General features: G+C 43.2%; 13 protein-coding genes. 7 read left to right on the forward strand and 6 right to left on the reverse strand.

Features of this window, described 5'->3' with window-relative positions; all coding sequences use genetic code 11:
- The first annotated feature begins 4 nt into the window (after positions 1-4).
- Both H6H03_RS31460 and H6H03_RS31465 read left to right on the forward strand, forming a co-directional pair.
- Positions 5-166, forward strand: coding sequence for a hypothetical protein (locus H6H03_RS31460; protein ID WP_313931971.1), 162 nt, complete (start codon positions 5-7; stop codon positions 164-166).
- A 121-nt stretch (positions 167-287) separates the two neighbouring features.
- On the forward strand, positions 288-719 hold the full coding sequence (locus tag H6H03_RS31465; protein WP_190958966.1) for a biotin carboxylase: 432 nt from the start codon (positions 288-290) through the stop codon (positions 717-719).
- Positions 720-804: 85 nt separating this feature from the next.
- Here H6H03_RS31465 and H6H03_RS31470 read toward each other — a convergent pair whose 3' ends face one another.
- From H6H03_RS31470 to H6H03_RS41555, 4 genes are all read right to left on the reverse strand, one after another.
- Positions 805-1,068 carry a YggT family protein gene (locus H6H03_RS31470; protein ID WP_096534711.1) on the reverse strand — a complete coding sequence of 88 codons (264 nt, stop codon included), beginning with the start codon at positions 1,066-1,068 and terminating at the stop codon, positions 805-807.
- A gap of 120 nt (positions 1,069-1,188) precedes the next feature.
- Complete coding sequence (locus H6H03_RS31475; RefSeq protein WP_190958967.1) at positions 1,189-1,542, reverse strand: hypothetical protein; 354 nt, start codon at positions 1,540-1,542, stop codon at positions 1,189-1,191.
- A 71-nt stretch (positions 1,543-1,613) separates the two neighbouring features.
- Positions 1,614-2,264 (reverse strand): uracil phosphoribosyltransferase, encoded by a 651-nt coding sequence (gene upp, locus H6H03_RS31480; protein WP_190958968.1) that lies wholly within the window; start codon positions 2,262-2,264, stop codon positions 1,614-1,616.
- A gap of 282 nt (positions 2,265-2,546) precedes the next feature.
- Positions 2,547-2,678 (reverse strand): hypothetical protein, encoded by a 132-nt coding sequence (locus H6H03_RS41555; RefSeq protein WP_277926209.1) that lies wholly within the window; start codon positions 2,676-2,678, stop codon positions 2,547-2,549.
- Positions 2,679-2,718: 40 nt separating this feature from the next.
- Here H6H03_RS41555 and crtH point away from each other — a divergent pair, with 40 nt between their 5' ends.
- On the forward strand, positions 2,719-4,209 hold the full coding sequence (crtH, locus tag H6H03_RS31485; protein ID WP_190958969.1) for a carotenoid isomerase: 1,491 nt from the start codon (positions 2,719-2,721) through the stop codon (positions 4,207-4,209).
- Here the strand turns inward: crtH and H6H03_RS31490 are convergent.
- Both H6H03_RS31490 and xth read right to left on the reverse strand, forming a co-directional pair.
- On the reverse strand, positions 4,179-4,319 hold the full coding sequence (locus H6H03_RS31490) for a hypothetical protein (protein ID WP_190958970.1): 141 nt from the start codon (positions 4,317-4,319) through the stop codon (positions 4,179-4,181). The genes crtH and H6H03_RS31490 overlap by 31 nt on opposite strands.
- A 7-nt stretch (positions 4,320-4,326) precedes the next feature.
- The gene (gene xth, locus H6H03_RS31495; protein ID WP_190958971.1) at positions 4,327-5,109 is read right to left on the reverse strand and encodes an exodeoxyribonuclease III; all 783 of its coding nucleotides are present in this window, start codon (positions 5,107-5,109) and stop codon (positions 4,327-4,329) included.
- A 458-nt stretch (positions 5,110-5,567) separates the two neighbouring features.
- Between xth and H6H03_RS31500 the strand changes: the two genes are divergently transcribed.
- The 4 genes from H6H03_RS31500 (at position 5,568) to H6H03_RS31515 (ending at position 8,196) form a co-directional block, all read left to right on the forward strand.
- Positions 5,568-6,638 carry a glycosyltransferase family 4 protein gene (locus H6H03_RS31500; protein WP_190958976.1) on the forward strand — a complete coding sequence of 357 codons (1,071 nt, stop codon included), beginning with the start codon at positions 5,568-5,570 and terminating at the stop codon, positions 6,636-6,638.
- A gap of 57 nt (positions 6,639-6,695) precedes the next feature.
- Positions 6,696-6,881: a hypothetical protein gene (locus H6H03_RS31505; RefSeq protein WP_096534704.1), complete on the forward strand. Its 186-nt coding sequence runs from the start codon at positions 6,696-6,698 to the stop codon at positions 6,879-6,881.
- Between the two features lie 120 nt (positions 6,882-7,001).
- Positions 7,002-8,024 carry a zinc-dependent alcohol dehydrogenase gene (locus tag H6H03_RS31510; protein WP_190958977.1) on the forward strand — a complete coding sequence of 341 codons (1,023 nt, stop codon included), beginning with the start codon at positions 7,002-7,004 and terminating at the stop codon, positions 8,022-8,024.
- Between the two features lie 43 nt (positions 8,025-8,067).
- Positions 8,068-8,196 carry a DUF3303 domain-containing protein gene (locus H6H03_RS31515; protein ID WP_242058079.1) on the forward strand — a complete coding sequence of 43 codons (129 nt, stop codon included), beginning with the start codon at positions 8,068-8,070 and terminating at the stop codon, positions 8,194-8,196.
- The last annotated feature ends 138 nt before the right edge of the window (positions 8,197-8,334 follow it).

Genomic DNA, 8,334 nt, shown 5'->3' on the forward strand with positions numbered 1-8,334 from the left:
CGCTATGACTCAAACTCAGCATCCAACAAAATTCCTGAGTTTTGAGGAATTTCTGGCTTATGGCGATCGCACAGATAGCCGCTACGAATTAGTGGATGGCGAACTAGTAAAGATGCCAACAAGGGGGGGGAGGGGGCAGACGAACCACAGGGGGCAAAGAAAATAATTCTTCACTACTTACTTCTACGCTCTGAACTCGTCAATCAATCGTCATCAATCAATCGTAATTCCGTTGTAAGCTGAGGTTATAAGTTACAGAATTATTGAATTAAATTACGGAGTCTTGTATGCGGTTGCGCTCACTCACGATTGTTTTTATTTGCTTTTTGATTACTTTTCTATCGTGGGTGCTTACTCCCCCGGCTCTAGCGCTGACACAGATTAGACTATTTGATATCTCTTATAACGATTGTCCCCCAGAACTGGCACAAGGAGCTGTTATTAGTAGCGGTAGTGCTGCGGCTAATTGCTTTATCGTTATTGGCAAGGCAGAAAATGGTACAAATAAAACAGTTTATGATGCAGATATTTTTGGACGCATCTATGATGCCAACAATGACTCAGTAATGCAAAACCGTACCCGTCTTGGTTCGATTGCTGAGGTACCACCAGGTGTTAGCGATTTTGAATTGAGAATTTCTGTGCCTGCAAATCAGCCTACTCCATTAAAGCTGAAGCAGTTCAAGGCAGCTGGATTTAGCGCTGCGGTGCGTAAGTAATAAATTTTAAGTTACATAAGTCTGGGCTAACCAGCCCAGACCTGAAATTGTTTAGCTAAACATCGACCAAATAGCAAATTCTGTATTACACAACGTAGGCCAAACGACTGATAAATCCGCCTAAAAATTGCAACAGTAAAATAGCTAACATTGGCGAAAAATCTATACCGCCCAGTGGAGGAATGAATGAGCGAAACACATTCAGATAAGGGTCAGTTATCTGACTCAAAGCGGCAAAAGGTTGGTCATACCAGTTGATCGTTGGGAACCAGGTTAAAAGAACCCGAATTAGCAACAAAAAAGTATAAATCTGCGTAAAAGTAGCAAGAGTGGTAATCAGTAATTCCATAGATAACGTGGTTTCCTACGAAGTTTCAAATGAGGTCTTATCTATTGATTTTAATTTAGTCCATACCATCGTGTCTGTGGATTTAGTACTTACCACACTTTCACCATGCTGGAAAACAGCTTAGGAATCTTTAGTGAAGGGGCGATCGCCAACTGTCTGTGCTGAACCGCCATTGACATTTCCCAGCTGCTTTCGCACTTCATCAATTGTGGCATTTAGCTGAGCAATTTTATCTTCTAACGATCGCCGAGCTGTTTCTATGCTAACGCTGTCACTTTCGGAGGCTTTCATTTGACGCCGCTTTGCTGCTATTCTTTTAGCCTCGGTTTGGCTATCCGTTTGTTCTGTCTCTTCCTCTGCTAGCAATTCTGGATCGCGTCGAGAAGCAATTACCGCGCCGATGACACCACCAAATATGCTACCGACAAATGCCCCTGCTAAAAAACCACTGGCAAAACCATCTCGCTGACTCATATATTTACCGCCTTGAACAATCTTGCAATTACAGTAGTTATGCCATGAATCTATCCTAGCTGCATACTAACTTAAGTCCCAAAGATGCGATCGCCAGCATCTCCCAATCCCGGTACAATATACCCCTGACTATTCAGTTTTTCATCAATGGTAGCGGTGTAAACTATTAAACCTGGATAACTAGCACTCAACTTTTGCAAAGCTGGTGGAGCCGCCACCACACAAACAATCCGGGTTAGGCTTGGATCGACACCCCGCTGTGTCAATTCTGCCATTGCCGTCATAATTGACCCTCCCGTTGCCAACATCGGATCGGTAATTAACACTCGTGTTTGGGGGTCAAATTTTTCTGGTAACTTGTTCAGATAACAATGAGGTTGCAGTGTCTCTTCATCTCGTGCCAATCCGAGATGATAAATTGATGCTAAAGGTAGTAAAGTCTGCGCTCCCTCTAGTAATCCCAGCCCAGCCCGGAGAATTGGTACTACTGCCACTGGTATTTGTGGATCGATCACAGTTGCTGGACACATATCCAAGGGACTCTGCACTGCTGTTTCTTGAGTAGGCAACCAGTCACGTGCAGCTTCATAAGTCAGCCATCTTCCCAACTCAGTCATAGCACTGCGGAATAACACTGAAGGCGTGCCAGCATCGCGAGCGACTGCTAGCCAGTGTTGTATCAAGGGATGAGGTGGTACATAAACCCGCAATTGTAGCGTCATAGCCAGAAGTCAGCGCTTATTGTACATGAACTGAAAAACCATGATACTCTTTCCTGCATCCGACTGACTAGGAGAGGGCATTGGGCATTGGGCATGGGGCATTGGGCATTGGGTATTTGTGAGTTTTTTCCGGTGCTTCCTATACTTTTTTGCCCCTGTGCACCCTCATTCTCTTCGATGACGGCTAAAATTAATTCGCCAACTTTATTGATAAAGATTTTCATTAGCAGTTGACATCAATTCTCAATCAAGGCTATATTGTTATACAGTGTTCTCCTCTCTTTAAGGATCGGCAGACGGGATTAGCCAGCGGCAGCAGGCTTGTCCCTCTTTTTTGTGATTGGGCATCGGTGATGGGAAGATGGGGAGAGGGAAGAATAACAAATGTCCAATGCCCCATGCCCAATGCCCCATGCCCAATACCCAATACCCAATACCCAAGGACTAATGACAAATGACAATTGATGCGATCGTTATTGGGTCTGGAATTGGCGGTTTAGTAACAGCGACTCAGTTAGCAGCAAAGGGAGCGAAAGTGCTGGTACTGGAACGTTATTCGATTCCAGGTGGTAGCGCTGGTTATTTTGAACGGCAAGGTTACCGATTTGATGTTGGAGCATCAATGATTTTTGGGCTGGGGCAAAATGGTACTACTAATTTACTCACCCGCGCACTGTCGGCTGTAAATGTTAGTCAAGAAGCGATCGCAGATCCAGTGCAAATTCACTATCATCTACCCCAAGGTTTAGACCTGAAGGTTGACCGGGTTTATGAAAAATTTTTGCAAAATCTTACTGCTCATTTTCGCCACGAAGAACATGGGATTCGTCGCTTTTATGACGAATGCCAAAAAGTATTCAACTGCCTCAATAACATTGATTTACTGTCGCTAGAAGAACCTCGGTATCTACTGCGAGTATTTTTCCAGCATCCTTTGGCATGTCTCGGTTTAGTTAAGTATCTACCCAAAAATGCAGGGGACATAGCACGACGCTACATCAAAGATCCCCAATTATTGAAATTTATCGATATAGAGTGTTATTGCTGGTCGGTGGTTCCAGCAGATATGACGCCAATGATTAATGCTGGTATGGTCTTTTCTGACAGGCATTACGGCGGAGTGAACTATCCCAAAGGCGGAGTCGGACAAATTGCCCAAAAACTGGTTGAGGGACTAGAAAAAGCTGGAGGTCAGATTCAGTACCAAGCCAGAGTTACGAAAATTCTCACGGAACAGGGACGAGCGGTAGGCGTGCAGCTGGCTAATGGCAAAGTATATCGGGGTAAACGCATAGTCTCTAATGCTACACGCTGGGATACATTTCAACAATTACTACCAGCAGAGCAAATCCCTCATAATGAGAAAAAGTGGCAACAAAATTATCAAAAATCACCCAGCTTCTTGAGTTTACACATGGGGGTAAAACAGTCAGTTTTAGCTGAAGGAACCGAGTGTCACCATATTTTGCTGGAAGAGTGGGAAAAGATGATGGCGGTGGAAGGGACAATTTTTGTTTCGATTCCCACACTGCTTGACCCCGATTTAGCACCAAGTGGATATCATATCATTCATGCGTTTACGCCTCACTGGATTGATGATTGGCAAGGACTTGCTCAGACTGAGTACGAAGCGAAGAAAGAAAAGGCGGCTTGGCGAATTATCGATCGCCTAGAGAAGATTTTTCCAGGCTTAGATGCCGGATTAGATTATTTAGAGGTAGGAACACCCCGCACCCATCGCCGCTTTTTGGGTCGTGAGGATGGCACCTATGGCCCAATTCCCCGACGCAAGTTGCCCGGATTGTTGAAAATGCCCTTTAATCGCACCGCTATTCCAGGGCTTTATTGTGTTGGCGATAGCACCTTCCCCGGCCAAGGATTGAACGCAGTAGCTTTTTCCGGGTTTGCCTGCGCTCACCGCATTGCCGTAGATTTGGGATTTTGAATTAGCCGCTTGATGGGAGAAGCGGGGACGCGGGGATGCGGGAGACAAGGAGACAAAGAAGAAAACTTAACAATAACTCTTTCCCCTTGTCCCCATGCCCCATGCCCCATGCCCAATTTAAAATTCAACAATCACTGGCACATGGTCGCTGGGTTGGGTTAATTTCCTTGGTGCAGCATCGATGATGCAACTTTTAGCGCGTTCATAAAGTATGGGTGTAAGATAATGATGGTCAATCCGCCAACCTAAGTTGCGACGGAAGGCAGCAGCGCGATAATCCCACCAGCTATAATTTCCACCTTCGCTAGTAAATTTACGAAACGCATCGGCAAATCCCAGTGCCAGAATATCCCGTAAGGCTTGGCGCTCTGTTTCTGTAGCCATAATATGATTTTCTGTACTCACTTGTTCGTGAATATCTTTGGCTTCCGGTGCAATGTTAAAGTCACCGCACACACACATATCAGGTTGTGACAGCAGCAGCAATCGCAAGTATTCACGTAGCACTGTTAGCCAGCGCAGTTTATATTCATATTTTTCGGTTCCTACCGCCGCACCGTTGGGAACATATAAGTTCACAATCCGAATACCGTCAATTACACCTGTAATTACTCGCTTTTGTTCATCCCATTCTGGCGGTAAATCTTGCAAAATTGCCCTAAAGCCGCTAGTTACGTCTAAGAGTGGTTGCCGGCTAATGATAGCTACGCCGTTATAAGATTTTTGTCCTGATAGATAAAGGTGATAGCCCATTTCTTCAAAAGGCGATCGCGGAAACTCGGCATCTATAACTTTGGTTTCTTGCAAGCACAGAACATCAACGGCATTATGAGTTAACCACTCAGTAACCTGTTCGAGACGAATGCGAATTGAGTTGACGTTCCAAGTAGCGATTTTCATGAGTTGGCTATCAAAACTTTTGTAAATTACCAATTACAAATTATGTAATTTTTCTACAATTATTTAATCTTTATAATTTACATGCTATTTGTTCATTGCCTTTAAATCAAGCTGGAATAATTTGATCCCGTTTAAGAATTTAGTATTTTGAGCTACAAAATATTCACTTTTGTAAGTTCTGCTACAAAATATTCTACTAGATTATGATTCTGAAGACAGATGCAACTAGTAATTGATTAGTTATAGGTTATAAATATGGCTCAAAGGTAACTTTTGCCCACAGTCTAGAGATTTGTTGGTGGAAAAGTTGGGGTAGGGTAAACCGAATATTGTGCTTTTGGTAGCCTGTTAGGTTAATTTAAATTTCAAAAAAGTAAGTACAAATGCTTTGTTCTCATAAAATAATGAGGTAGTTCATTATGTTGGGGACAAGTTTACAGACTGAACCGAAACAACTTATGAAAATCGCTCAAGTTGCCCCCTTATGGGAAAGGGTTCCACCTCCTAGTTATGGAGGAATCGAACTGGTAGTAAGTCGCTTGACTGATGAACTTGTTCGTCGCGGTCATGAGGTAACTTTATTTGCCTCCGGCGATTCTCAAACTATGGCTCAATTACAAGCAGTTTATCCGCGTGCATTACGCTTAGACCCAAATGTCAAAGAGTATATAGTGTACGAAATGCTGGAAGTGAGTCAAGTTTATCAACGTGCTGCCGAGTTCGATATTATCCATTCTCATGTAGGGATTTCGGCGTTACCTTTGGCGAGTTTGATAACAACAACTTCTACAGTGCATACCCTACACAATAATTTTACAAAGGACAACCGTAACGCGTTTAGCTACCACCAAAAGCAACCATACGTCAGCATTAGTAACTCGCAGCGTCAAATCGATCTTAATTATATTGCCACGGTTTATAACGGAATTGAGTTAACAGATTATCCATTTGTAGCCCAACCGTCAGAGCCTCCATATTTGGCATTTTTAGGTCGTTTTTCGCCAGAGAAAGGGCCACAACATGCGATCGCCATTGCTAAACAAACCGGTTGGCGCTTAAAGATGGCTGGAAAAGTTGACTTAGGAGATTCTAAGTTTTTTGAACAAGAGATTGCCCCCCATATTGATGGTCAGCAAATTGAATATCTAGGCGAAATTAACCACGCCCAAAAAACTGAACTTCTGGGCAATGCTGCTACTACTCTTTTCCCCATCGCTTGGCAAGAACCTTTTGGCTTAGTAATGATTGAATCAATGGCAACTGGTACACCAGTAATTGCCATGAATTTAGGCTCCGTACCTGAAGTGATTGCTCACGGTAAAACAGGTTTTATCTGCCAAAACTATACAGAAATGGCGGCAATGATTCCATTAGTTTTGGAACTCGATCGTAAAACCTGTCGAAAATATGTGGAAAACAATTTTAGTGTTAGCCAAATGGTTAACGGATATGAAGCTGTTTACAGACAAATTATTAAAGACCGCATAGAATCGAATGGCCGCATTCATGCTGGGAACATCCGCTTTTAATCAACAGGTTTTTTTGCTTAGCTTAAACAACAACTTTTATTTAAGGAGGACATTGGTATGAGTACGAGAGCCAACACTTGCCCATGCTGCGGTGGTTCCCTCCTGCGTCATATCCGTCATGGTGAACTATATTGGTTTTGCCTGTCGTGCCGACAAGAAGTACCGCTGTTAACTGTTACTCGTTTGCCGAATGCGGAAAGCCGAAATACTGGAGTCCTTCCTCAAACAGCTGCGAATTCCTAATTTTTCAGCATTTTAGTTTGATAAAAACCTACTAAAAAATCAAAACCAAATTTTAGTTTAGACCTATCAAATAGGTTCAACTGGTAAAATCAGGTGGATCTAATTGATAGGTTAAAAATTTTGTTAGCAGCATTACTTTATGGGCAAGAAAATTTACGCCTAGAAGAAGTTGCTGACCCCACTCCCGCAGCTGGCGAAGTTGTCATCCAAGTGGGAACAGCAACAACCTGTGGTACTGATTTGAAAGTCTGGCGGCGTGGCGGCCATGCGAAAATGTTGAAACCGCCAACGCTATTTGGGCATGAAGCTGCTGGGCAAATTGTGGCCTTGGGAGCGGGTGTTACCGATTGGCAAATAGGCGATCGCGTTGTCGCTAATAATTCTGCTCCCTGCATGGAGTGTTTTTTTTGTCAACGAAAAGAATATTCATTGTGTCCAAATTTAACTTGGAATAACGGGACTTTCGCCCAATATTTAAAAATTCCTGCACCGATAGTACAGCATAACTTATTACAGATTCCCGATGATTTGCCTTGGGAATTAGCAGCCATGACGGAACCCCTAGCTTGTGTGTTGCATGGTATAGCGCGTTCTAATATCAAGCCAAAAGATAGAGTAGTGGTTTTGGGAGATGGAGCGATCGGGTTGATGTTTGTAGCTGCTTTAGCAAATACCGCTGAGGTGTTGCTGTGGGGAGGTAACGATCGCAGGTTAGAAATTGGTAAAAAATTGGGTGCAGCCCACACCTTTAATTATCATCAAATTCCAGATATTCCCAGTGTAGTGAAAGAGTTTACTCAAGGATGGGGTGCAGATGTAGTGATTGAAGCCACTGGTGTGCCTAGTGTTTGGGAAACTGCGATCGCCTGCGCCCGTCCTGGTGCAACAGTAAACTTATTCGGTGGCTGTCCACGGGATACTAGCATAACTGTAAATACTGAACAGTTACACTATAGCGAACTAACCCTCAAAGGCGTGTTTCATAATACACCAAAGTATGTGCGATCGGCTTTATCACTAATAGCAAGTCGGAAAATTCCTTTTGAATTACTTATTAGCGAACAGCGACCATTAAAAGATTTAGAACAAGTTTTTTATGAGATGAAAGCGCGTCGAGTAATTAAAGTAGCGATGATTCCTTGAATTTTGTTAGTTACAGTGTGAGCAAGGAAACAAAATGTTATTTATGGTAATCGAGCGATTTAAGGACGGTAAAACTAAAGAAATATACCGTCGATTTCAAGAGGAAGGGCGCATGATGCCTGAAGGTTTGAAGTACATAGATAGCTGGGTTGAGGTGAACTGCGATGAGTGACGAATCAAATTGATATATGCGCTTGACATACCAGGGCTATTTCATTCTAAATGTAGGCAGTATATGGTAAGATGCAGCGCAAATTCTATATTAATGCATCTGTCCCATGTCTCAAATCGCAATTATAGAAGCCTTCGC

This window comes from Nostoc paludosum FACHB-159 (assembly GCF_014698835.1).
Taxonomy (GTDB): domain Bacteria; phylum Cyanobacteriota; class Cyanobacteriia; order Cyanobacteriales; family Nostocaceae; genus Nostoc; species Nostoc paludosum.